Origin of the sequence: Arthrobacter sp. KBS0703, assembly GCF_002008315.2 — a bacterium.
In the GTDB taxonomy this organism is placed as follows: Bacteria; Actinomycetota; Actinomycetes; order Actinomycetales; family Micrococcaceae; genus Arthrobacter.
Genome location: NZ_MVDG02000001.1, coordinates 4,290,313 through 4,313,493 on the forward strand (window position 1 = coordinate 4,290,313; position 23,181 = coordinate 4,313,493).

Annotated in this window: 20 protein-coding genes and 2 pseudogenes; 9 read left to right on the forward strand and 13 right to left on the reverse strand. The window is 66.1% G+C overall.

Features of this window, described 5'->3' with window-relative positions; all coding sequences use genetic code 11:
• The first annotated feature begins 49 nt into the window (after positions 1 to 49).
• From B1A87_RS19890 to B1A87_RS19930, 9 genes and pseudogenes are all read left to right on the forward strand, one after another.
• On the forward strand, positions 50 to 1,381 hold the full coding sequence (locus B1A87_RS19890) for an extracellular solute-binding protein (RefSeq protein ID WP_078026964.1): 1,332 nt from the start codon (positions 50 to 52) through the stop codon (positions 1,379 to 1,381).
• Positions 1,382 to 1,447: 66 nt separating this feature from the next.
• Positions 1,448 to 2,425, forward strand: coding sequence for a carbohydrate ABC transporter permease (locus tag B1A87_RS19895; RefSeq protein WP_078026965.1), 978 nt, complete (start codon positions 1,448 to 1,450; stop codon positions 2,423 to 2,425).
• A gap of 2 nt (positions 2,426 to 2,427) precedes the next feature.
• Positions 2,428 to 3,327, forward strand: coding sequence for a carbohydrate ABC transporter permease (locus B1A87_RS19900; protein WP_078026966.1), 900 nt, complete (start codon positions 2,428 to 2,430; stop codon positions 3,325 to 3,327).
• A gap of 111 nt (positions 3,328 to 3,438) precedes the next feature.
• Positions 3,439 to 3,861 (forward strand): hypothetical protein, encoded by a 423-nt coding sequence (locus B1A87_RS19905; RefSeq protein ID WP_078026967.1) that lies wholly within the window; start codon positions 3,439 to 3,441, stop codon positions 3,859 to 3,861.
• A gap of 322 nt (positions 3,862 to 4,183) precedes the next feature.
• Positions 4,184 to 6,055 carry a molecular chaperone DnaK gene (gene dnaK / locus B1A87_RS19910; RefSeq protein ID WP_078026968.1) on the forward strand — a complete coding sequence of 624 codons (1,872 nt, stop codon included), beginning with the start codon at positions 4,184 to 4,186 and terminating at the stop codon, positions 6,053 to 6,055.
• Between the two features lie 2 nt (positions 6,056 to 6,057).
• Positions 6,058 to 6,738: a nucleotide exchange factor GrpE gene (locus B1A87_RS19915; RefSeq protein ID WP_078026969.1), complete on the forward strand. Its 681-nt coding sequence runs from the start codon at positions 6,058 to 6,060 to the stop codon at positions 6,736 to 6,738.
• 83 nt (positions 6,739 to 6,821) lie between these two features.
• Positions 6,822 to 7,816, forward strand: a pseudogene (locus B1A87_RS19920) (DnaJ C-terminal domain-containing protein).
• 15 nt (positions 7,817 to 7,831) lie between these two features.
• Complete coding sequence (locus B1A87_RS19925) at positions 7,832 to 8,254, forward strand: heat shock protein transcriptional repressor HspR (RefSeq protein ID WP_144275897.1); 423 nt, start codon at positions 7,832 to 7,834, stop codon at positions 8,252 to 8,254.
• Between the two features lie 149 nt (positions 8,255 to 8,403).
• Positions 8,404 to 11,102: pseudogene (locus B1A87_RS19930) on the forward strand (PEP/pyruvate-binding domain-containing protein).
• A gap of 52 nt (positions 11,103 to 11,154) precedes the next feature.
• Here B1A87_RS19930 and B1A87_RS19935 read toward each other — a convergent pair.
• The 13 genes from B1A87_RS19935 to B1A87_RS19995 all read right to left on the reverse strand — a co-directional run bounded on the left by B1A87_RS19935 (position 11,155) and on the right by B1A87_RS19995 (position 23,155).
• On the reverse strand, positions 11,155 to 12,117 hold the full coding sequence (locus tag B1A87_RS19935) for a D-2-hydroxyacid dehydrogenase family protein (RefSeq protein ID WP_078026970.1): 963 nt from the start codon (positions 12,115 to 12,117) through the stop codon (positions 11,155 to 11,157).
• A gap of 159 nt (positions 12,118 to 12,276) precedes the next feature.
• Positions 12,277 to 12,672, reverse strand: coding sequence for a universal stress protein (locus B1A87_RS19940; RefSeq protein ID WP_078026971.1), 396 nt, complete (start codon positions 12,670 to 12,672; stop codon positions 12,277 to 12,279).
• Positions 12,669 to 14,312 carry a tripartite tricarboxylate transporter permease gene (locus B1A87_RS19945; protein ID WP_144275898.1) on the reverse strand — a complete coding sequence of 548 codons (1,644 nt, stop codon included), beginning with the start codon at positions 14,310 to 14,312 and terminating at the stop codon, positions 12,669 to 12,671. Before B1A87_RS19945 ends, B1A87_RS19940 begins: the two co-directional genes overlap by 4 nt.
• Complete coding sequence (locus tag B1A87_RS19950) at positions 14,313 to 14,816, reverse strand: tripartite tricarboxylate transporter TctB family protein (protein WP_078026972.1); 504 nt, start codon at positions 14,814 to 14,816, stop codon at positions 14,313 to 14,315.
• The gene (locus B1A87_RS19955) at positions 14,813 to 15,823 is read right to left on the reverse strand and encodes a tripartite tricarboxylate transporter substrate binding protein (RefSeq protein ID WP_078026973.1); all 1,011 of its coding nucleotides are present in this window, start codon (positions 15,821 to 15,823) and stop codon (positions 14,813 to 14,815) included. The genes B1A87_RS19950 and B1A87_RS19955 overlap by 4 nt, the downstream gene beginning before the upstream one ends.
• Before the next feature lie 211 nt (positions 15,824 to 16,034).
• On the reverse strand, positions 16,035 to 17,189 hold the full coding sequence (locus B1A87_RS19960; RefSeq protein ID WP_078026974.1) for an amidohydrolase family protein: 1,155 nt from the start codon (positions 17,187 to 17,189) through the stop codon (positions 16,035 to 16,037).
• Positions 17,189 to 18,553: a glutamine synthetase family protein gene (locus B1A87_RS19965; RefSeq protein WP_078026975.1), complete on the reverse strand. Its 1,365-nt coding sequence runs from the start codon at positions 18,551 to 18,553 to the stop codon at positions 17,189 to 17,191. Before B1A87_RS19965 ends, B1A87_RS19960 begins: the two co-directional genes overlap by 1 nt.
• Before the next feature lie 38 nt (positions 18,554 to 18,591).
• Positions 18,592 to 18,816, reverse strand: a complete 225-nt coding sequence (locus B1A87_RS19970; protein ID WP_139362699.1) for a hypothetical protein — start codon at positions 18,814 to 18,816, stop codon at positions 18,592 to 18,594.
• An 18-nt stretch (positions 18,817 to 18,834) separates the two neighbouring features.
• Complete coding sequence (locus B1A87_RS19975; protein WP_078026977.1) at positions 18,835 to 19,602, reverse strand: SDR family oxidoreductase; 768 nt, start codon at positions 19,600 to 19,602, stop codon at positions 18,835 to 18,837.
• 11 nt (positions 19,603 to 19,613) lie between these two features.
• Positions 19,614 to 20,342: a triose-phosphate isomerase gene (locus B1A87_RS19980; RefSeq protein WP_078026978.1), complete on the reverse strand. Its 729-nt coding sequence runs from the start codon at positions 20,340 to 20,342 to the stop codon at positions 19,614 to 19,616.
• Entirely contained in the window at positions 20,339 to 21,184 is an 846-nt protein-coding gene (locus B1A87_RS19985) for a sugar phosphate isomerase/epimerase (protein WP_185982373.1), read from the reverse strand. Before B1A87_RS19985 ends, B1A87_RS19980 begins: the two co-directional genes overlap by 4 nt.
• A gap of 16 nt (positions 21,185 to 21,200) precedes the next feature.
• Entirely contained in the window at positions 21,201 to 22,655 is a 1,455-nt protein-coding gene (locus B1A87_RS19990; RefSeq protein ID WP_185982374.1) for an L-fuculokinase, read from the reverse strand.
• A gap of 2 nt (positions 22,656 to 22,657) precedes the next feature.
• Entirely contained in the window at positions 22,658 to 23,155 is a 498-nt protein-coding gene (locus B1A87_RS19995; RefSeq protein WP_078026981.1) for a secondary thiamine-phosphate synthase enzyme YjbQ, read from the reverse strand.
• Positions 23,156 to 23,181: the final 26 nt, after the last annotated feature.

Sequence of the window (23,181 nt, forward strand, 5' to 3'; positions counted from 1 at the left end):
GGTCGCCGGGGCCGTCCATTTGCCAGCGGCTACGTCCAAAGGAGTGACGGTGAAGCAAGTTGATACAGGCCCGAGGCATCTTTCCCGCAGGCAACTGCTGCTGGGAGGAGGTGCGCTGGTTGGCAGTCTTTCGCTCGGGGCAAGCCTGACAGGATGCGGCGGGTCCGCGCAGGCTGCCGGGAATGACATCCGCTTCTGGCACCTGCTCTCCGGCGGCGACGGCATCAAGATGATGGCCATGATCGACAAAGCCAACGCGGACCACACTGACTTCAGGATCAAGCCCACTGTGCTGGCGTGGGGTGCTCCGTACTACACCAAACTGGCCATGGCCTCGGCGGGCGGGCGGCCGCCCGAGGTGGCCATCATGCATGCGGCCAGGGTGCCCGGCTACGCACCGGGCGGACTGCTTGATGCCTGGGATTTGGACCTGCTGGCGGAGTTCGGGGTGCGCCCGGAGGACTTCGGCCCGAGAATCTGGGAGAAGAGCCAGTTCAACGGCCGGGTGTTTTCGCTGGCCCTGGATTCGCACCCGTTCGTGATGCTTTACAACACGGAGGTGGCAGACAAGGCCGGCGTGCTGGGGAGCAACGGGAAGCTGGCCGGGATCTCCTCGCCCTCTCAGTTCCTTGATGTGAGCCGTGAACTGCAGCGCGTCACCGGCAAGCACGGGCTCTCGTACGGATACCTGGGCGACGGCGCGCAGATGTGGCGCCTGTTCTATACGCTCTACCGCCAGCACGGCGCGGACTTCGTCCTGGATCCCGGCAAGCCCGCCCAGGTGGAGCGGGACGTGGCCATTGACTGCCTGGAGTTCATCAGGTCGCTGCTGGACAACACCATTTCCACGAAAAGCGGCGACGGCGGCACGGCCATTGCGGAATTCGCCAGCCAGGGGTCGGGGCTGCTTTTCACCGGCGTCTGGGAGCTACCCACCATGAAGACGGCGGGTGTTCCGCTCGGTGCCAGCACCATCCCCACCCTGTTCGGAACGCCGGCGGCCTTCGCCGACTCGCACTCGTTCGTGCTGCCGCACCAGGCCCAGCTGGACGAATCCAAGCGCCGCGGCGTGTACCAGTTCGTTGCGTCGATGCTCAAGGGTTCGCTGAGCTGGGCGGAGGCCGGCCACATTCCGGCCTACCAGCCGGTGGTGAAGTCCAGCGAGTACGCGGCACTGCATCCGCAGGCGGATTATGCGCACGCGGCGGACATCATCAACTACGATCCCGAGGCCTGGTTCACCGGTTCCGGATCCGACTTCCAGAGCTACTTCGCCGAGAACGTCCAGAACGTGTTCCTGGGACGGGACAAGGCCGCAGACGGCTGGGACGCCTTCATGAAGCGCATCAACTCAGTCCTCGCCATGCCCAACCCGGTGTGAGCAGCGATCCCGCATGGCCGCCGAACCCCGTTTGAGCACCGACCCGTTCGTGACAAAGGAGTCCTCATGAGCACCGCCCCCACAACGGCGCCCGCCGGGAAATCATCCCGAATCCGGCGCGACGACATTCCAGCGCAGGTCCAATCGCCCGCCCCGGCGCCCGCGGCGAAATCGCCCCGCGCCAGGCGCGCCAACATCCACGGCTGGGCCTTCTCCGCCCCGTTCCTGGTTTTCTTCCTGACGTTCCTGGTCTGGCCCATGATTTCCGGGGCGGTCATGAGCCTCACCGGAAAGTCGCTCACGGGCGCCAACAGCGGGTTCATCGGCCTGGCCAACTACGCCGAGGCGTTCGCCGACGCGGACATGTGGCGGTCGCTGGGTAACACCCTGTACTTCACGCTGATCAGCACCGTGCCGCTGGTGGTGATCGCCCTGGCACTCGCGGCACTCGTCAACATGGGCCTTCCGGCGCAGTGGCTGTGGCGGCTCTCCTTTTTCTCCCCGTTCCTGCTCGCCTCCACCGTGGTCTCGCTCTTCTTCGCCTGGATGTACAACCCGGAGCTGGGGCTGTTCAACGACATGCTCGCAAACCTGGGCATTCCGCCGGTGGCGTGGCTGAACGATCCCTCGGTAGCGATGTGGGCCGTGGTGATTGCAACGGTCTGGTGGACCGTGGGCTTCAACTTCCTGCTGTACCTGGCCGCCCTGCAGAACATCCCGCAGCAGCACTATGAAGCGGCCTCACTCGACGGCGCGGGCGGCTGGCGGCAGTTTTTCTCCATCAGTCTTCCCCAACTCGGACCCACCACGGTGATGATCGTCATCCTGCAGATCCTCGCGTCCCTGAAGGTCTTTGACCAGATCTACCAGATGACCGAAGGCGGACCGGGCGGAGCGACCCGCTCCATCGTGCAGTACATCTTCGAGGCCGGATTCACGGGCTACCGGCTGGGCTATTCGGCAGCCATTTCCTACATCTTCTTCGGCCTGATCCTGCTCATTGCGCTGGCCCAGGTCTTCACCACACGGAAAAGGAGCGCCTAGCCATGGCTACCACCACACTGTCCAAGCCCGCACTCCGGCTCAAGGGCTCCGCCGAACCCGTGCCAAACCGCCGCCCGAAGCCGCCGCTGTGCCGCGTCCTGGCCACCGTCGTCGTGTCGGCCCTCGCTGTGGCGTGGCTGGTGCCCTTCGCCTGGGCCACCGCCACCGCGCTGAAGACCGAAACGGATGCCGCGTCCACCCCCATCAGCTGGATACCGGCGTCGGGCTTCACTCTCGATGCCTTTGCCAAAGTGCTGCAGAGCGGCAACATCCCCACCTGGACGCTCAACTCGCTGTTCACGTCAGCGGCGATCACCGCCATCACGCTGGTGATTTCCGCGTCGGTGGCCTACGCCATTTCGCGGATCGATTTCCGCGGCAAGAGGATGCTGATGGGCGTGATCGTGGCGTCCATCATCATTCCGCCGCCGGTCCTCATCATCCCGCTGTTCCAGCAGATGCAGTCCCTCGGCCTGATCGACACCTACTGGGCGCTGATCCTGCCCCAGGTGATCCATTCGCCCATGGTGTTCGTGCTCAAGAAGTTCTTTGACCAGATCCCGCGTGAACTCGAGGAAGCGGCACTGATGGACGGCGCCGGCAGGCTGCGGATCTTCACCACCATTGTGCTGCCGCTGTCCCGGCCGATCCTGGCCGCCGTGGCCATCTTCGTGTTCATCGGTGCATGGAACAACTTCCTGTGGCCGTTCGTCGCCACCAACGAGAGTTCGCTGCTGACCCTTCCGGTGGGCCTGCAGACCATCAAGAGCGCCTACGGCATCCAGTACGCCCAGAACATGGCGTCCGCGCTGCTGGCCGCCTTGCCGCTGATCGTCGTCTTCCTGTTCTTCCAGCGGCAGATCATCAAGGGCGTGGCCACCACTGGCCTCGCCGGGACCTGAGCCGCACCGGCCGGCCCCCCGTTCGGGCCCCTGTTGCGGCCTGCCCCGGCTGAGTAGACTGCCAATGCGCCTGGATGGGCGCGCCCAGTCCTCCGAAGGAGTGATCACGCGATGACCGAAAACAGCGAGTTTGAAACCCCGGGAAAGGCCGCCAACAGCACAGGGAAACCGGCGCTCGAGGATGAGAGCGGCCAGTATGTTGAAGGCGACTACGGCGACGCCGGCGTGGTGGGTGACGATGCTCGCGCAGATGCGAAAGGCGAATACCCTACCGGTGATTACGGCGACGCCGGAACGGTGGAAGTCCCTGCCGATGCCGAGGAAGGCACTTACCCCGAGGGCGACTACGGGAAGGCCGGCACGGTGGGCCAGGAACTGCCCGCCGAACAAGAAGGGGAGTACCCGGAAGGCGACTACGGTGCCGCCGGAACCGCCCCGGAGCGCGGCACGGCCGATGACCTCAAGGATGAACTGACGGACGGCCAGGTCAACGCACCACGGAAGGACGACGGCGGCGCTCCCGCTGGCGCGTAGCTCCCCGCCCGCAGTTCACGCTCAGCGAAACTGTGGTGGCGCCGTAGTCCCAGCCCCCGGTATTCCGCGGATATCCGCGGAATACCGGGGGCTTTTCCTTGGATGCAGACTGCCCCAAAACCAAAGTTGAGCGTGTTTGACTCAAGTTTGGATTGACTTAAATCCGGTCCTGAGTAGAGTTGAGTGCAGATCGCTCAAGGAGTGAGCGAACCCCGATCCAGGCAGGTCCGGTCAGCGGGCCTGCGGTCCTCCGCCGGGTCAAAGCCCGGCCGCCGGCGCAGGATCGGGGCAACAAGTTTCCAAGGAAAGAAGGAAGCAACACATGTCACGTGCAGTAGGTATCGACCTCGGAACCACCAACTCCGTCGTCTCCGTTCTCGAAGGTGGCGAGCCCACCGTTATTGCCAACGCCGAGGGTGGCCGCACCACGCCGTCCGTCGTTGCGTTCTCCAAGTCCGGCGAAGTCCTGGTCGGCGAGATCGCCAAGCGCCAGGCCGTCAACAACATTGACCGCACCATCGCCTCCGTCAAGCGCCACATGGGCACTGACTGGAGCGTCCCGGTCGACGACAAGAAGTACACCGCGCAGGAAATCTCCGCGCGCATCCTGATGAAGCTGAAGAACGACGCCGAGTCCTACCTCGGTGAAAAGGTCACCGACGCAGTGGTCACGGTTCCGGCGTACTTCAACGACGCCCAGCGCCAGGCCACCAAGGAAGCCGGCGAAATCGCAGGCCTCAACGTCCTCCGCATTGTCAACGAGCCCACCGCCGCCGCGCTCGCGTACGGCCTGGACAAGGGCAAGGAAGACGAACTCATCCTGGTGTTCGACCTCGGCGGCGGAACGTTCGACGTCTCCCTGCTGGAAGTCGGCAAGGATGAAGACAACTTCTCCACCATCCAGGTCCGCGCCACCGCCGGTGACAACCACCTGGGCGGCGACGACTGGGACATGCGCGTTGTTGACTACCTGCTGAACCAGCTCAAGGTCAAGGGCATCGACCTGTCCAAGGACAAGATCGCCCTGCAGCGCCTCCGCGAAGCTGCCGAGCAGGCCAAGAAGGAACTGTCCTCCTCCTCGAGCACCAACGTTTCGCTCCAGTACCTCTCCGTCACCCCCGACGGCCCGGTCCACCTGGACGAGCAGCTGACCCGCGCCAAGTTCCAGGACCTCACCAAGGACCTGCTCGAGCGCACCAAGAAGCCGTTCCAGGACGTCATCAAGGCAGCCGGCATCAAGCTCTCCGAGATCGACCACATCGTACTCGTGGGCGGTTCCACCCGCATGCCCGCCGTCTACGAACTGGTCAAGGAACTGGCCGGCGGCAAGGAGCCCAACAAGGGCGTCAACCCGGACGAGGTCGTGGCTGTCGGCGCTGCCCTGCAGGCCGGCGTGCTGAAGGGCGAGCGCAAGGACGTTCTCCTCATCGACGTCACCCCGCTGTCCCTGGGCATCGAAACCAAGGGCGGTGTCATGACGCACCTCATCGAGCGCAACACGGCCATCCCCACCAAGCGGTCCGAGACCTTCACCACGGCTGACGACAACCAGCCGTCCGTGGCCATCCAGGTCTTCCAGGGCGAGCGTGAATTCACCCGCGACAACAAGCCGCTGGGCACGTTCGAACTGACCGGCATCGCCCCGGCTCCCCGCGGCGTCCCGCAGGTCGAGGTCACCTTCGACATCGACGCCAACGGCATCGTGCACGTCTCGGCGAAGGACAAGGGCACCGGCAAGGAACAGTCCATGACCATCACCGGCGGCACCGCGCTCTCCAAGGAAGACATTGACCGGATGGTCAAGGACGCCGAGGAGCACGCAGCCGAGGACAAGGCCCGCCGCGAGGCAACGGACACCCGCAACACGGCAGAGCAGCTCGCCTACTCCGTGGACAAGCTGATCGCCGACAACAGCGACAAGCTGCCGGAAGAGGTCAAGACCGAGGTCAAGGCCGACGTCGACGCCCTCAAGAAAGCGCTCGAAGGCACCGACGACGCAGCCGTGAAGGCCGCGTTCGAGAAGCTGCAGGCGTCCCAGTCCAAGCTCGGCGAAGCCATCTACGCACAGGCCGGCTCGCCGGACGGTGCCACGGGTGCATCTGGTGCTGAAGGCGCTCCCGCCGGCGGCAAGGCTGACGAGGACATCGTCGACGCCGAGATCGTTGACGAAGACGCCGCAGACGAGAAGAAGTAACCATGCCGCATCACGGTAACGAAGAAGAGCACGATTCTTCCCGCGATCAGGGCAGCAAGCGTGACGAACCGGTCATCCGGGACCACCGCAAGGTGGACCCGGTGACCGGGCAGGCACGGCACCCGCAGGGCGAGCACCACAGCGAACCGGCGGCCGAGCCTGTCGAGGCCGCCGCGGATTCCGACGGCGACGCCCTCGCCCAGGCTGAGGAAATCCTCAACCAGGTGGAGGTGCCGGCGGAGGAATCGGTGGCCCAGGGAACTGAAGCCGCCGCTGCCGCGGAGCTGAAGAACGATCTGCTGCGCCTGCAGGCCGAATACGTCAACTACCGCAAGCGCGTCGAGCGCGACCGCGCCGTGGCAGGGGAGATGGCCGTCATCGGCGTCCTGAACTCGCTGCTTCCGGTGCTGGACGACGTCGACGCCGCCCGCCAGCACGGTGACCTCGCGGACGGCCCGTTCGCCGCGATCGCCGCCAAGCTGGAAAACGCGCTGAAGACGTACGGCCTGAGCCGTATTGATGAGACCGGCGTGGAGTTCGATCCGACCATCCACGAGGCTCTCATCCAGCAGCCTGGCGAGGACATCGAGGTTGACACCGTCAGCCAGGTGCTCCGCTCCGGCTACAAGTCGGGCGAGCGCGTCCTCCGCGCGGCACAAGTGATTGTGGCCGTTCCGGCGTAGTTTTATCACCGGTGGTTGAGCCTGTCGAAACCCGGTTTCGGCAAGCTCAACCACCGGCCCATTACTTTTGAAAGGAAACGCCATTGGCTAGCCAGGACTGGGTGGACAAGGACTTCTACAAGATCCTTGGTGTTGCCAAGGACGCTTCCGACGCTGATATCAAGAAGGCCTACCGGAAGCTCGCACGGCAGTACCATCCGGATACGAACTCCGGCGAAGCGGCTGCGGAGAAGAAGTTCAAGGACATCTCCGAGGCCTACTCCGTGCTGTCCGACCCCGACGAGCGCCAGCAGTACGACGCCATCCGCGCCATGGGCGGCGGGGCCCGCTTCGCGCCCCACGGTGCGGGCAGCACCGCAAACGGCGGGTTCGAAGACCTCTTCGGCGGCCTGTTCACCGGCGGCGGCGGACGGCACTCCGGCGGATACAGCACCGCCGGCGGCATCCCGCCCGAGTTCGCGGACCTGTTCGGCGGCGGCTTCGGCGGCGCCGGTGGGCCGGCAGGCTACCAGCGCGCGCCCCAGAAGGGCGCCGACCGGACGGCCACCACCAGCATTTCCTTCGCCGGGTCCATCCGCGGCACGACGATCGGCCTGCGCGAGCCGGACGGCGATGTCTCTTATACACATCTAGATGTGTATAAGAGACAGGTATCAAGGACGGCCAGAAGGTCCGCGTCCGCGGCAAGGGGCAGTACAGCCCCTCCGGCAACGGCGACCTGATGGTGACGGTCAACGTCAAGCCCCACGATTTCTACACGCGGGACGGCGACAACCTACGCATCCACGTGCCGGTCAGCTTCCCCGAGGCCGCCCTGGGCGCCGACATCGAAGTCCCCACGATCGACGGCGAACACGTCCGGGTCCGGGTGCCGGCCGGCACCCCGTCCGGGCGCACCCTCCGGGTCAAGGGCCGCGGCGTGAAGACCTCGAAGGGCACCGGCGATTTGCTGGTGACCATCGATGTCGCCGTTCCGCGGAACCTGAGCAAGGAAGCCGAGGAGGCCGTGAAAGCATTCGCAGCCGCCACCGCCGGCGCGGATGTCCGCGAGGGCCTGGCAGCCAAGGCCAAGCTCTAGCGACGGGCGTCAGCCGTGGACATCAACTTCGATCAGCCGATCTTCGTCATCTCGGTGGCAGCCGAGCTCGCTGACATGCACCCGCAGACCCTCCGCCAGTACGACAGGCTGGGCATCGTGTCGCCCAGCCGGGCCCCGGGCAAGTCCCGCCGGTACTCCCAGCGGGACGTGACCATGCTCCGGGAGGTGCAGCGGCTCTCCCACGAGGGCGTCTCCCTCGAGGGGATCAAACGGATCCTCGAGCTGGAGAACCAGGTGGCCGCGCTGCAGCGGCGGGTGAGCGAACTGACCGAGGAGCTGGGCCGCCGTCGCCAGCCCCTGGACTCCCGCATCTTCGCCGCCGGCACGGCCGGTGACGTGGTCAGCCTGACCCGTGGACAGCGGCCGCGGGCAAGGTCCCAGGCCGTGGTGGTATGGCGCCCGCACAGCCGGGACTAGAGGGCATTTCACGGACCTGCCCGCATCTGAGGGGTCACGCCGGGCCATAGGACAGTGCGTCCGGCCGTGCCAAAATGGGGTCAACCAGGCGCAGCGCTGCGAACTGGGCGGCACGCTAACCTGGGCCCGGGCAGAAGGGACGCACTGTCATGACCTACATCAAGGACTTTGCCCAGGTGGGGCGCGGCGACGTCGGCATGGCCGGCGGCAAGGGCGCCAACCTCGGGGAACTGCTACAGGCAGGATTTCCGGTTCCGCCCGGCTTCGTCCTGACCACCGCGGCGTACGCGGACTTCGTCGAGGCCAACGGCATCGCCCCGCGGATCCTGGAACTTGCCGCCCTTCCCGCCGGTGCGCAGGGGACCGATTACGATGCCGCGTCGCAGCGGATCCGAGCGCTGTTCACCGGAGGCGTGATGCCGGAGGAGATCGCCCGCGAGCTGCGTGAGGCGTACAGCGGGCTCTCCCGGAGGTCCGCGGCCCAGATCGACGGCGGCGACGGCGACGCCGGGGCAGATGCGTCCGTGGCCGTCAGGTCCTCGGCCACCGCCGAAGACCTCGCCTCTGCCAGCTTCGCGGGTCAGCAGGACACCTACCTGAACGTCCAGGGCCCTGACGCCGTGACGGCCGCGGTCATCGACTGCTGGGCGTCCCTGTGGACCGCGCGCGCCATGGCCTACCGGTCCCGTGAAAGGCTCGATCCCGCCACGGTCCGCCTGGCGGTGGTGGTCCAGCGGATGGTCGAGTCCGACGCCGCCGGGGTCATGTTCACCGCCAACCCCTCCAACGGCCGCCGCGACCAGGTGGTGATCAGTGCCGCCTGGGGCCTGGGCGAATCCGTGGTCAGCGGAGCCGTCACCACCGACGACGTCGTGGTGGATCCCGCCACCGGCCGCGTGGCGTCCCGGCTGACCGCGGATAAGCAGGTCATGACCGCCTACTCGGACCAGGGCACCACGGAGCTCCCGGTTCCCGAGCGGCAGCGCCGCCAGCCGGTGTTAAATGACGCGGCGGCGGCCGCACTGGCACGGCAGGGCGTGGCCATCGCGGAGCATTTCGGCTCGCCGCAGGACATCGAATGGGCTCTTTCCGCCGGTGAGTTCTCCATTGTCCAGTCCCGCCCCGTCACCGCGCTGCCCGAACCCTCGGCCGAGGCCCCGACGGAATGGCCGTTGCCCTTTCCGAAGGGCCTGTACTTCCGGGCAAGCATTGTGGAGCAGCTGCCCGATCCGCTCTCGCCGTTGTTCGCCGACCTCATTGACGGCTCGGTGACGCGCTCGATCAAGGCCCTGATGGCGCAGGCCGTCGGCAGCGACGTGGTGCGGGAGGGGGACATCTCCCTGCCCACGATCAACGGCTACGCGTACTACTACTACACGTCCAGCGGGATGTGGCGGCTGATGGGCAAGTCGCTGACCGCGATGAGTGCCCTGGCACGGGGCAAGGCGCACATGGGCATCAACGGCTGGCGGGACTACTCCCACCCCCGCTACCGCGGGCTGGTGCGGCGCTGGGCCGCCAAACCGCTGAAGGACCTTCCGTCCGCGGAGCTGCTGGGCGGGATCTCCGAACTGCTCGACGCCGGAACCTCCTATTACACGGCGGTGCAGTCCGTCATCCCGATCGCGGCTTCGAGCGAGATCGCGTTCCGGACGTTTTACGACCGGCTGGTCCGCCGTGCCGGCGACCCGCCGGGGCAGACGTTCCTGCTCGGGTACGACAGCGAGCCCATCCGTGCGGAGAAGTCGCTGTACAACCTCGCAGCGTGGACCCGCGGACATCCCGGGCTGGCCGCAGCGCTGACCTCAGGACCGGCCGCATCGATCGCGGCGTCGTTGCGGACGGGAGACAGGCCCGACGGCGTCGAGGCGGGGGACTGGGAGGAATGGCGGACGCGCTTCCAGCGGCATCTGGACCGGTTCGGACACGCCGTGTACAACCTCGACTTCGTCAACCCGGTGCCCGCCGACGACCCATCCGCCCTGCTGGAAACCCTGAAGTTCTTCCTGCGCGGGGAGGGCAACGACCCGCATGCTGTCTCTTATACACATCTAGATGTGTATAAGAGACACCGCCGGGATGGCCAGGGCCGGGCGATCCGCGACAGGCTCGGCCCCGCACGCCGCGCCGTCTTTACCCGGTTGCTGCGCTGGGCGCAGAAAGCGGCGCCCGTCCGTGAGGATGCGCTGGCCGACATTGGCTTGGCGTGGCCGCTGATGCGCCGGATGCTGCTGGAGCTCGGCCGGCGGCTGGTGGACTCGGGGATCATCGCCGAACCCGCCGACATCTTCTGGCTGCGGCTCGGTGAGCTCCGCAACGCCATCGATTTCGGCCTCGCTACCCCGGGGCAGCCATCACCGGCGCCGCACGGCCGGTGCGGGCCGACGCCGTGGAGCAGCGCAAGATGCTGTGGCGCGGCCAGCGGAAGGCAGCCGCGCCCCAGATCCTGCCCGAGAGCCGCTGGGCCGATCGGGCGTTTGGAAAGATGATGCCGGCCGGCTCCCAGGACCAGCGTGGAGACACGATCTCGGGAGTCGGCGCCAGCTCAGGGCAGGTGACCGCGCCGGCACGCCTCCTCGGCGGCCCCGAGGACTTCGCCAGCATGCGGCCGGGCGAGGTCCTGGTTGCCCGCATGACCACGCCCGCGTGGACTCCGCTGTTCGCCATGGCATCGGGGGTGGTCACCGACGTGGGCGGGCCGCTGAGCCACAGCTCGATCGTCGCCCGGGAGTACGGCATCCCGGCCGTCCTGGGCACCGGCGTGGCCACGCAGCGGCTCGCGAGCGGCCAGCGGGTCAGGGTCGACGGCGACGCCGGCACCGTCACGGTGGAGCGCGCCGAAGCATGACTCAGCCGCCGGTGGCGGCGGCGGGGCCAGCCGGCGCCTGCGTGCATTTCGGTTACGGCGTCAGTGTCCGGACCGGTGCGCCGTCCAGCCACGCCGTCACGTCCTCGAACGCGCCGGCGAAGAACGCCCGGTAGCTTTCCTGCGTGACATAGCCCAGGTGGGGCGTCAGGAGTGTCCGGGGCGCGGCCAGCAAGGCGTGCCCGGCCGGAAGCGGTTCCTCGTCGAATACGTCAATGGCCGCCCCGCGGATCCACCCCTCCTGCAGGGCGGAGACGAGGGCCGTCTGGTCGACGAGCGGGCCGCGGGCGGCGTTGACCAGGACGCCGTCGGGGCCGAGGAGCTGCAGTTCACGTTCGCCGACGATTCCCTCCGAACGCGGCGACAGGCGCAGGTGCAGGGACACGACGTCGGACTCTGTGAAGAGTTCTTCCTTGCCGACCCTGTGGGCCCCGGCCGCCGCGGCGGTTTCCTCCGTCAGGTTCTGGCTCCAGGCCAGCACGTCCATCCCGAAGGCGCGGCCGTAGGCGGCGATGCGCGTCCCGATCTTTCCCAGCCCGACGATACCCAGGGTCTTTCCGGACAGCTCGAACCCGACGGCGGTCTGCCAGCGGCCGGAGCGCAAGGCGGCCTCCTCGGCGGTCAGGTTCCGGGCGAAAGCCAGCAGCAAGGCCCACGTAAGTTCCGGCGCGGCTGTGGGAGAGCCGCCGGTTCCGCACACCACCACGCCGTGGTCGGCCGCCGCCTGCAGGTCAATGGCCGCGTTGGCGGCGCCGGTGGTCACGAGCAGTTTCAGCCGGGGCAGCTGCCCGATGACGCTGCGGGGGAACGGAGTGCGCTCCCGCATGGCGATGACGATGTCAAAGTCCGCGAGGGCCGCAGCGGTTTCGGCCTCCGAGCCAAAATGACCGCCGAACACCACGACGGCGACGGCCCGCTGCTCCAGGGAGCTCCACGGGGCGAAGTCCTCCGCGACCCCTTGGTAGTCGTCCAGGATGGCTAGCCGGTACTGGTTCATGGCTTTACGGTATCGGACGGGCCCAACTCGTCAGCCAGGGACAACGTTGCCCAGTTGGCTACCGGTTCGCGGGGCGGCCACGTTGAACGGGCCCGGAGTTCGGGGGCGAGGTTGTTGACGTGGTGGGTGGCGCGGACTGATGAGTGCTCCGCTGCAGCGTCAGGCGCCGGCTTTGACCGCCAGCACAGGGCACGACGCTTCGAGCAGGATCTGCTGCGCCGTGCTGCCCATGATCAGTTTCCCCACGGGGGTGCGCTTCCTGAGGCCGATGACGATCAGTTCCGCCTGGTATTTCTCCGCGGCGTCCAGGACCTCGTTGGCTGCGTCATTGCCTCGGACCGGCTGCAGGACAAGGTGCTCGATGCCTTCCTTCTCCAGCCGGTCCGTGACCTCGCTGATGTCCTGCGCCTGGGCGTACCGCTTGTCCACGATGGCGTCGCCCCGCGACGAGTTGATGATGACCAGCCGGCTCTGGCTTTTGTGCGCCTCGCTGATGGCGCGGTCGAGCGCTGCCGAGCCTTCTGCGGTGGGGACGTAGCCGACGATGATGCTCACGATTTCTCCTGTCCGTGGTTGGCGGGGGTGGCGTCCGGGACTTCGGCCGCCTCAGCGTTCGCAGGCACAGCAACAGCAGGGCTGTCAGCGCGAGTGCCCTCAACAAGGGGTCCGTCAATAGCAGGGGCGCCGGCCATGGCCAGCCCGGACGTCCGGGGCCGCCGGGCGCGCCAGAGCTTAGCCACCAGAGGCCAGGCCAGGACCAGAGCCACGATGATGTAAACCACGACGGCGATCGGCTCGCTCCATAGGCCGGACACGTCGCCCGCGCTCAGCTGCAGTGCCTGGCGTAGCTGCTTTTCGAGGCGCGGTCCCAGGATCACGCCGAGGATGAGCGGCAGGACGGGAAGCCCGTAACGGCGCATCATGAAGCCGAGGCCGCCCAGGACCATCAGGATCACCAGGTCGAACGCCTGCAGGTTCACCGAGTAGGCGCCCAGCGTGGCAAAGAACAGGATGCCGGCGTACAGGTACGGGCGCGGAAGTCGGAGCAGCTTCGCCCAGACCGGGGCCAAGGGAAGGTTGACCAGCAGCAGGAGGAAGTTGCCGATGAACAGACTGGCAATCAGCGCCCAGACCAGGGGACCCTCGTTTTTGAACAGCAGCGGTCCGGGCTGGATCCCGAACTGCGTGAAGGCGGCCAGCATGACGGCGGCGGTGGCGTTCGTCGGCAGGCCGAGGGCCAGCATAGGGGTCAGGGTGCCGGCCGCAGCGGCGTTGTTGGCAGCCTCCGGCCCGGCAACGCCTTCGATGGCGCCCTTGCCGAACTCCTCGGGGTGTTTGGACAGCCGCTTCTCCGTGACATACGAGAGGAAGGTGGGGATTTCAGCGCCGCCGGCGGGCAGCGCGCCGAACGGGAAGCCGAGGGCCGTGCCACGCAGCCAGGGCTTCCAGGACCGCTTCCAGTCCTTCTTGCCCATCCACGGAGTGCCAACCGGGATAATCTGCAGCGGCGTGCGGCGCAGGTGCGCCGCCACCCAGAGGGCTTCACCGACGGCGAAGATTGCGACGGCGACCACCACGACGTCGAGGCCGTCGGCCAGCAGCGGCAGGCCGAAGGTGAGGCGGGCCTGGCCTGAGACGAAGTCGAGCCCGACGAGGCCGATGGCCAGGCCGAGGCCCAAGGACGCGAAACCGCGGAGCCGCGACGAACCCAGGACGGCGGTCACGGCGAGCAGGGCCAGGACCATGATGGCGAAGTAGCTCGGCGCGCCGAGGCTGACCGCAAACTGGACCACGATCGGTGCGAAAACCACCAGGAGGGTGGTGCCGATGGTGCCGGCGATGAACGAGCCGATGGCCGCCGTCGCCAGGGCCTGGGAGGCCCTTCCGGCTTTGGCCATCTTGTTGCCCTCGATCGCGGTGATCACGGAGGACGATTCGCCGGGAGTGTTGAGCAGGATGGACGTTGTGGAACCGCCGTACATGCCGCCGTAGTAGATGCCGGCGAACATGATGAACGCGCTGGTCGGTTCGAGGACGGTGGCCACCGGGAGCAGCAGCGCTACGGTCATGGCAGGGCCGATGCCGGGCAGGACGCCGACGGCGGTGCCCAGGATGACGCCGATCAGGGCGTACAGGAGGTTCATGGGGGTCAGCGCCGTCGCGAACCCGGCCATGAGTGAGGACAGGATGTCCATTTAGAGAATCCCTTCAAGGAGCCCGGCCGGAAGGGCGATGCCCAGGCCGAGGTAGAAGCCGTAGAAGGTCAAGAGCGCCAGCGCCAGGGAAATGAGTCCGTCGCGGACGTAGTGGCGGCTTCCGAGCGCCCAGACGCTGCCCCAGAAGAGCACCGTTCCGGAGATGACCCAGCCGGCCCAGTCGATCAGCAGGATGTTGGCGATGAAGGCGCCGGCCAGCGGGAGGACTGTCTTCCAGTCGGCCGGGTGGGTCAGGTCGACGTCTTCGCCGGCCTCGGCCTCGCCGCGGCCGCCGCGCACAACGTTCACTGCCAGCATCACGGCGCAGATGAGCAGGAGTGCCCCCACGACGATGGGCAGCGTTTTGGGGCCTACCGGATCCGACTGGGAGTAGGGCACAACCAGGCGCGCTGCGTCGAGGAGGACCAGGGCGCCGGCCGCCCCGAGCAGGGCTGCGACGCCCAGCTCGGAGCGGCCTTTGAGGCGGGAAGACAAGGAGGTCACGCCAGGCCGAGCTTCGTCAAGACGTCGGCAACGCGCTTGTCCTGGTCGGTGAGGAACGACTTGAATTCGTCGCCGGTGATGAAGGCGTCGGTCCAGCCGCGCGTCTTCAGCGTCTCGTTCCACGCCGCTGACTCATGCATCTTCTCCAGGGTGGCGATCAGGGCGTCGCGGTCAGCGTCGCTGACGCCGGGGGGAGCTACCATGCCGCGCCAGTTGGTGAACACCAGGTCGATGTTGGATTCCTTGAGCGTGGGGGCGTCTACCCCTTCAAGGCGCTTTTCACCGCTTGTCGCCAGCACTCGGATGTCGCCGGACTGGATCTGCTGGATGTATTCGCCGGCTCCGGAGGCCGCGAAGCCGAGCTTGTTGCCGATGATGGCCGGGAGCAGGTCGCCTCCGCCGTCGTAGGAAACGAAGTTGACCTTCTTGGCGTCGATGCCCACGGCCCCTGCGAGCTGCATGGGCAGGAGGTGGTCCGGGCCGCCGGCCGAGGAGCCGCCGCCGACGCTGATCTTGGACGGGTCCTTCTTCCAAGCGGCTACAAGATCGTCAATGGTCTTGTACGGGGAGTCCTTGGAGACCATGATGGCGCCAGGCTCTTCGATGAGGCGGGCCAACGGGGTGGTCTGGGTCAGCTTCGACTCGGACTTGTTCGTATAGCTTGCGCCAACGACGCCAAGGCCCATGAGCATGGCCAGATCGCCATTGCCTTTTTCGTTGACGATGCGGGCCAGGCCCACGGTGCCGCCGGCGCCGGCGAGGTTGAAGACCTCAGGGTTCGTGGCAAGCTTCTCGTCTTCGAGAACCTTCGCCGCTGCACGGGCCGTGGTGTCGTAGCCGCCGCCGGGGGTGTTCGGCACCATGATGCGAAGTCCGGCAAGGGGGGCGGTGCTGGCTCCGCTCGTGGAGGGGCCGGCGGCAGGCTTCCCGGTTGCTCCGCAGCCTGACGCCATCAGGGCGATGCCTGCCGCGACTGCAGCCACGCGCAATGCGCTCAATCCGCGCATGTTGTTCCTCTTCTCGTTGGTCCGTTTGATTGGGGTTCTCCGATGCTAGGGCCGAAAGTGACGCCGCTCACTCTTGTGTAACCAGAGAACGTTAAGTTCATTGCGTTCACGTTTCCGGGGGCGCACGGCGGGCAATCCGTGGCCAATTGCGGCCCTTCCAGGGGCGGCTCGGGGCGGCTCGGCCCTTCTCGGGCCGGCTCGGGCCGGCGGCTCAGGGGAGCGCGTACACGCGGCGGGCGTTATCGCGTGCGATGAGTTGCACGATCTTGCGGGCGTCCGCCTCCGACCAGTCGCCGTCGTCGATCCATCCGCCGACCACCTTGGTGATGGCGTTCCGCCAGAGTCTCGCCCCAAGGTAGTGGAGTTCGGCCGGGCCGTATGCGTCGGAGGAGTAGAGGATTTTTGGAAAGGGGGCCAGTTCGAATGTGCGGGCCACGAGGTCCGGGCTCCGTGCCCCGGTGAAGTTCAGGGCAAGGCCGATGTCGATGTAGACGTTCTCGAAAGCGTGCGCCAAATAGCCGGCCTCGCGCTCGAACGGATAGCAGTGGAGCAGCATGATCGGCGTGCCCCGGATTTCGGGGGAACGGAGAAAGTCCAGGAGGTACAGGGGATTGGTTTTGTGGAGGTCCAGGTCGCGGTCACCGAATCCGACGTGGAACTGCAGCGGAAGCTTCATGGACGCCGCCGTATGCATCCCGTGGGCCATGAGGGTCACGTCGGTGAGCTTCGCCCTGATGCCGGCGCCCGCTTTCTCGTGCCAGCGCTCCTGCCAGCGCCGGGCTGCTTCGGCGACCGCGGCGGGGGTGGGCCGGCTGAGATTCTGGTCGAATCCTGCGCGGTAGGCGAGAACTGTTTTGACGCCCACGGCGCTGCGCGTGAGCTCGTGCAGCCGCTGGCCGAACTCATCGACGTAACCTGCCGGGTCGGAAATCTCCTGGATCAATGACTCGGCGACCGCTTCCAGCCGAACGATCTCGTGGGTTCGCCCGCCGGAGGCGGCGGCCATCCCGGCCATGCCGAGGTAGTCAGCGGTATCCAATCCTGTATCGATCAGCCAGTCGCTCACGCCGGCAGCCCGGGTCATGAGCCGGCTGACCTCGAGTTCTGCAAGCTCGGAGCGCCGTCTCCAGTAGTCAGCCGCTGAGGCGTGCCGCGGCAGATCGAGAATGCCGCTGCACCAGCGGCGGATGGCGAGCCCGATTTGCGTGTTGTAGGCGTCCCCAGGGTTGGCCAGAGGCTCGGTGTTCCCCTCATTGAGCGCGTTCTGAAAGCGTGACTCATCACCGTCGGCATGAAACGCGCCATGCACGTGGTGGTCAATAAGGCTGACGTGTTCGACGAAGTCCGGAAAGGAATTGCCCGCCATCAGATTGACCAGGCAAGGCGGAAGCGTTCGGCAAGTACGTCAGGCGCGAGTTCCGCGAAGGTCCGCTGTTCATAGCGCCGCACGGCCACCGTGGCATCCACGACGGCGTCGCCGAGAAGCCCGCGTGCAAGGCGTGACTTGTCCAGCGTGTCGATGATGGCGGCGGGGGAGTTTGGGAGCAAACGGACGTTGGACCGGTGCCGCTCGTCTTCGGAAAGCCGTCCCGGGTCGTCCGGTACCTCCGCCGGAAGCTCGCGACCGCCGAGGATGCCGTCGAGGGCGAGCGCGAGGATGGCCGCGGAGGCCAGGTACACGTTGGCCGACGGGTCGATGATTTTCACCTCGACGTTGGCTCCGTGCGGATTGCTCGTGCCCTCGTTCAGAAAGCGCACTGAGGCTTCCCGGTTTTCCAGGCCCCAGCATAAGTAGGCACCCGACCACGTGCCGGGCGCCAGCCGGCTTCCGGACAGGACTGATCCCGTGAGGAAACCCTGCATATCCGGGAGTCCTGCGATGATTCCTCCGATGGCGGCGCCTCCCTCGCCGGAGATGCCGTGCGGTCCGCTGCCGCCGGAGAACAGCGGCAGGCCGTTCTTTCGGAGCGAAAAGTGCTGGTGGGCGCCGTTTCCGACCGTGCCGGGAAAGGGCGAGGGGGAGAACGAGGCCTGCATGCTGTGGGCCCTGGCGACGATGCCAACGATGATCTTGGCGAGGACCGCAGTGTCCGCGGCCTGAACGGGCGGGGCGGGGGGAAGGGAAAACTCGAACTGGTTCCTGCCGTACTCGGCGTGGATCTGCTCCATGGGGATGCCGGCCCGGTTCAGCGCCGACAGCAGATCGTCAAGGAATTCCGAGCGGTCCAGGAGCCCGGTGGCCCCGTACGGAACCCAGGGCGTGGTTTCCAGCGCTGAACCATCAGGGGAGACCAGGAAAAACTCAAGTTCGTGGCCGACGAGCGCCTGGTATCCGGCGCCGTTGAGACTGCCGTCGACACCGGCCAGAACGCTGCGGGTGCAGGCAGGGGAGGCGGCTCCGTTTTGTTCAAAAAGGCCGGCTGGTGCCCATGCCCGGCCGCCCCGCAGGACGCGGAGTCCCGCGATGTCTATCTTGAGGCGCATATCGCCTACGGGGGTGATGCTGTCCGTGAACGCTATTCCGCCGTCGATGGTGAAGACATGCCAGACAGGGGCGGCACCCATCCCGGATTCGTGGAAGGCTCCGAGCCGGGCCAACGGAACGCTCTTGGCCAGCGTGATGCCCGCAGCATTCACCACCGTGCCGATCACGGCGCGGACGCCGGCCTCCTGGAGCTCGCGATGTGCGCTGGATACGGAGGTTTCGTCGGCTGATGCGGTTTGGGTCATGCGCCTATCATGCGGTGCCTCCCCGGCCAATGAAAGGTTCAGAAATGTGCCGGGTTTGGGCCAGTGGGGGTAGCTCCGTTGGATGCGACGATTCCGCTGAAGCCGCCGCCGGAGAAGGCCAGAGCGTCGGTCCAGGCGGTGAACGCTCTCGGGGTGGGGATCACCTCGTCGACTCCTGTTCCGATGATGATGGCATTCAACAGCAGGCAGTTCGCTGTCCGGGTCTGCGCGTTGCTGGCAACTAAGCAGGCAACGCGCATCACCCGGACAGCTTTCTGAAGCTAGATCGCGGTGTACCCGCCATCGATAATGATCTCCTGGCCAGTCAGATAGCTGGAAACGTCCGAAGCAAGGAACCTCACGAGCCCTGTAAGGTCCTCGGGTGTGGCCATACGGCCTTGAGGAATTCGAGAGATCCAGTCGGCTTCGAGGGACGGTTCGCGTTCGATGATTTGCCGAGTCAGGTCAGTGAGAACGTACCCTGGGGCAATCGAGTTGACTCGGATGCCTGCCGCCGCCCACTCGACCGCCAAAGACTTACCGAGGTGGGCGACCGCAGCCTTTGACGCGTTATACGACGCCGCCCATTGAGGCACATTCACGATGGATCCCGACATTGACGAGATGAATACTGCGCTCCCGGGCAAGCCGGCCGCGAGTAAGCCACGGCCGAATGACTGGGCCGCGAAGAATGTCCCGGTCAGATTCACGTCGATGACCTTGCGCCATTCATTGGCTGAAACGTCCACTGAATCGCCGTTGATTTCGATTCCCGCTGCGGTCAGGAGGACCTGCGGGACACCGAGCCCCTCACTGATTGCGTCGAAGGCAGCTGCGGTCGCGTCCTGGTCGGTGACATCGAGTTGCTGCCCTAAAGTTCGTACATGGTACTTATCAGCGATCTCTTGCGCGGTTTCTGCAACATTGTCAAGCAGATCGAGCAGGGCAATGTTGGCGCCTTCCGATGCCAGCGACCGAGCGATCGCCAGGCCGATGCCGCGCGCTCCTCCGGTGATGACAGCGGTCTTGCCGTTGAGGTTGGTTTCCATTCTGTTTCTCCTTATTGGTGTTGATGATTGGTCGGCGCCGGGGCGTCGGTTTGGGCGTCGTCCCATCCGGCTCGGGCGGCGGCGATGAACGACCGTGCGGCGGCACATGGGTTGTCCGCCGTGAGGACGCCGCTGGTCGAGCCGGTGCCGTCGGCGCCGGCGGCCATGATGGCCCGGGCAATCGATGGTGACGCGACGCCGCCCGCGTGCATGACGAGCACATCCGGGTGTGCTTCCCGCATAACTGCAGTGGTGCCGGGAATCCATGCCCGGACGGCGTTGCCGGCGGTTCCGATGAGCTCGGGGGGTTCGAAGAGGACTGCGGTTGGACCCAGGGTGGTGTACCGGAAGGCGTCGGCTTCTGTTCCCGCGCATACGACTGTCTGTAGATCAACGGCCTGGGCCCGGTGAACCGTGCGGGCCAAGCTGTCGTTGTCTAGCGGGTTGCTGTCGTGGTTGAGCATTACTCCAGCGGCACCGGCGTCGACGAGCGACTCAGCGGTCACGCGTCCTACGGAGTCGCCCGGCAGATCCGCGTCCATGCCTTGCGCGAAGACGAGAACGCCGGTGCGAAGATCGGCGATCGGGGCGACAAGCGCTATCGGCACCGTGAGGACCACTGCGACGTCGAACTCGCTGCCCGCGCGCCCAGCGGCGTGCGCAAGCGCTTCCAGCTCGGCGCGGCGGAGGAAGTTCTTCGGCCCGATCTCGAAGAACGGAGCGGTCAGTGCGGCCTTCACGCCTCGACAAGTTTCCGGAGATAGTTTGCGGTCGCGGGCAGCGTCGTCGATGCGTCACCCATGGTTGAGCATTCGAGGTTGAGGTATCCGTCATAGCCCACGTCGCGTAGCGCCGCGAAGATCTCTGGCCAGTTGAGGTGACCGTGGCCTGGCAGCAGGCGGTTGCTGTCCCCGAGATGCACATGGACGGTCCGGTCTCCGGCATCACGCAGCGCCTGCGCCGGGTCGGCTTCCTCGATCGACATGTGGAACAGGTCAGGCAGCAGACCGGCGTTGGGGTGCGCTACGTCATCGATGATCCTGATGTTGTCTGCCACCTGGTTCAGGTACCGGCTCTCGTACCGGTTGATTGGCTCCAGCAGGATGTGTGCCTCCGATCCGGCCACGAGGTCCAGCATCTCTCGGTAGAAAGCGAGGAACTCCTCGTGCTGCTGGGTGTTCAGCTGCTGGAAAGGTTCGAAGAGCGGCAGCGGGTTCTGCGAGCCGTATTCGAATTCGATCTCGGTGACAGCTCCGATCTCGGCGCAGACCGCTGCCGATTCCCGGTACATTGCCCGGCACTGCTCTCTGAGCGCCGCGTTCGGGGACATGGCCTTACCGTAGACATCGTCCGTCAGTACGAATTCCACCGGCCGAACACCGGTGCGGCTCTGCAGCGAGGTCAGCTCACGTCGGGTCTTGTCATCCCAGGTATCGAGCGGCTGAAACACTGCGATCCCCTCGTAGCCCCACTGCTTGAGCAGTTCAGCCTTCTCGGTCAGTGTTGTCCCCGGCACCATGGGGGACGAACAGCACAACTTCATCTGTGTCTCCTCCGTTTTCATCGTGTCCTGCGTTTTCATGTGTCCTCCGTCGTGATCAGCTTTGGTAAAGGCGGCGCAGATAGTCTGCGAAGAGCCGGTAACGTGCCTGCCGTGTTTCCGTTTGGGACGGCCGGTACCGGACCGTGGCGGGTGCATGCAGCTGGTTCGCGTCCTCGAGCCGGTTGAGCTTTCCGCCGGCGACAAGGGCCAGCACTGCGGCGCCGCGGCACGTTGCCTCGTGCTCGTCCGGGACGAGCACGTCCACTCCGCAGACGTCCGCCTTGAGCTGGTTCCAGAACGCGGAAGCGGCACCCCCGCCTGTCGAGACCATCCCGTGTGCGGGCTCAGGCGAGAGGTACTCGACATTGCGCCGGAGCAGGTGCGCGATTCCTTCCTCGACAGCGAAGGCCATGTCGATCTGGTCATGGCCGAGGTCGAGATTCAGGAACGCGCCCTTGGCGTCCGGGAAGTAGTCCGGTGGGTTTACCCCGGTGAGATAGGGCAGGAAGATTGGCGGTTCGCGGTATTCCCGGGATCCGAGCCGCTGCTCGAGCTCGTCGTAGGACATGCCGGCGAGGCCATGGCCTCGGAACCATTCCAAGGCTGCCCCGCCACCGTCGACGCCGCTGAACAGGACCGTGTCACCGGGGCGGAGGCCAGAATGGAAGGAAACTTTCCGGTCCGCGTCGAACGACCACTCGTGATCGAGCAGAGAGAGGGAAAGAACCGTCCCTGCGGACTCGCTGACGATGCCAGCTGCATAGGAACCCGTGCCGGCCATGGCGCAGAAATGATCGAGCGCCCCCACGTTGACACGGTACCCGCTCGCGCCCGGCAGCCGGGTCACGACGTCCTCGGAAACCTGGCCCACCTCAGTCCCGGCCGGTACCACCTCCGGGAGAGAGCCGCCTGGAATCGAGCAGAAATCAAGCATCTCGTGCCAGTACATGCCGTTCGGCACGTCCCAGAAGTAGGTGAAACCACGAGTAGTGATCTCTCCGACGGCGATCCCGGTAAAACGCCTGACCAAGTCGTCCTTGATCATGAGCACCGATCGAGCGGAGTCGAGCGTCGCTGGCTCGTGCCGCCCAAGCCAGCGCAGCTTCGCGGCCGGCCAGGTCGCAGATGGGAAGGGTTGACCCGTGACCGCGAACGCGTAATCAGTCCCGAACCGTTCGGCGAGTTCGGCTGCTTCGGCCACCGCACGATCGTCAAGCCAGGACATCCCCGGACGCACGGGCGTGCCCCTCCGGTCGTTGATCACGAGCGACTCAGCTTGCCCGGTGATGGCAATGACGGCCTCGTGTCGGGCAACATCGTCGCAGTTCGCCGCGCACTGGCCGATCAGATCGAGCACGGTGTCGAACAGCTGTTCGGGATCGAACTCGACCCGAACGCCGTCACGAGCGTACACGGCGGGCGCCGAAGCGGTCCCAAGCCGGCGCAGCTGGTCGTCGTAGAGCACCACCTTCAGGTTGGTGGTGCCGACGTCCACTGCATAAACCAGCACCGTCAGCTGCCCAGAATCTGGAAGTGCACCGTGCGTGTACGCGCCCGAACAGAGTCGAGGTCCCCGAAGTACACGCGCCCAAACTCTCCGAGCACAAGCTCTCCCTCGACGATCGGGATGACCTCTGAACGGCCGAGGATTGAGGAGATGATATGCCCATCGGTGTTGAGCCCCCATTCCGGCAACTCGCTGCGCAGTTCGCCGGCATTTCGGATGTGGATCGGCCCCGGGTGAAGGTACTGCCCCTCATGTCGCGTCGTCGGCGCGATCTTGGCGAACACGTTCAAAGTGTCCTGCAGGAGCAGCTGAGTGCCGTAGTAAGTGGTGTCTTCGGACTCCTCCTGTATCACCACGCAGCAGCTGGTGTGTGGTGAATAGGCGATCGCGATCCCATCGGACACCCCGCTGTCCCGAACGAAGTCCTCTAGCTGGGACGTCACATCGAAGAACTCCTGCCGTGCGGGAGTTTCAAGGGTGATCGATCGGCTCTGACTGGCCATTGGGGGTTCCTACTTTCATGCATCCG

What these genes read in the sequence shown, in the direction of transcription:
- B1A87_RS19895 (WP_078026965.1), top strand. Translation starts at nt 1,448, where the DNA reads ATGAGCACCGCCCCCACAACGGCGCCCGCCGGGAAATCATCCCGAATC.
- B1A87_RS19900 (WP_078026966.1), top strand. Translation starts at nt 2,428, where the DNA reads ATGGCTACCACCACACTGTCCAAGCCCGCACTCCGGCTCAAGGGCTCC.
- B1A87_RS19905 (WP_078026967.1), top strand. Translation starts at nt 3,439, where the DNA reads ATGACCGAAAACAGCGAGTTTGAAACCCCGGGAAAGGCCGCCAACAGC.
- dnaK (WP_078026968.1), top strand. Translation starts at nt 4,184, where the DNA reads ATGTCACGTGCAGTAGGTATCGACCTCGGAACCACCAACTCCGTCGTC.
- B1A87_RS19915 (WP_078026969.1), top strand. Translation starts at nt 6,058, where the DNA reads ATGCCGCATCACGGTAACGAAGAAGAGCACGATTCTTCCCGCGATCAG.
- B1A87_RS19935 (WP_078026970.1), bottom strand. Translation starts at nt 12,117, where the DNA reads ATGAACCAGTACCGGCTAGCCATCCTGGACGACTACCAAGGGGTCGCG.
- B1A87_RS19945 (WP_144275898.1), bottom strand. Translation starts at nt 14,312, where the DNA reads ATGGACATCCTGTCCTCACTCATGGCCGGGTTCGCGACGGCGCTGACC.
- B1A87_RS19955 (WP_078026973.1), bottom strand. Translation starts at nt 15,823, where the DNA reads ATGCGCGGATTGAGCGCATTGCGCGTGGCTGCAGTCGCGGCAGGCATC.
- B1A87_RS19960 (WP_078026974.1), bottom strand. Translation starts at nt 17,189, where the DNA reads ATGGCGGGCAATTCCTTTCCGGACTTCGTCGAACACGTCAGCCTTATT.
- B1A87_RS19965 (WP_078026975.1), bottom strand. Translation starts at nt 18,553, where the DNA reads ATGACCCAAACCGCATCAGCCGACGAAACCTCCGTATCCAGCGCACAT.
- B1A87_RS19975 (WP_078026977.1), bottom strand. Translation starts at nt 19,602, where the DNA reads ATGGAAACCAACCTCAACGGCAAGACCGCTGTCATCACCGGAGGAGCG.
- B1A87_RS19985 (WP_185982373.1), bottom strand. Translation starts at nt 21,184, where the DNA reads ATGAAAACGCAGGACACGATGAAAACGGAGGAGACACAGATGAAGTTG.
- B1A87_RS19995 (WP_078026981.1), bottom strand. Translation starts at nt 23,155, where the DNA reads ATGGCCAGTCAGAGCCGATCGATCACCCTTGAAACTCCCGCACGGCAG.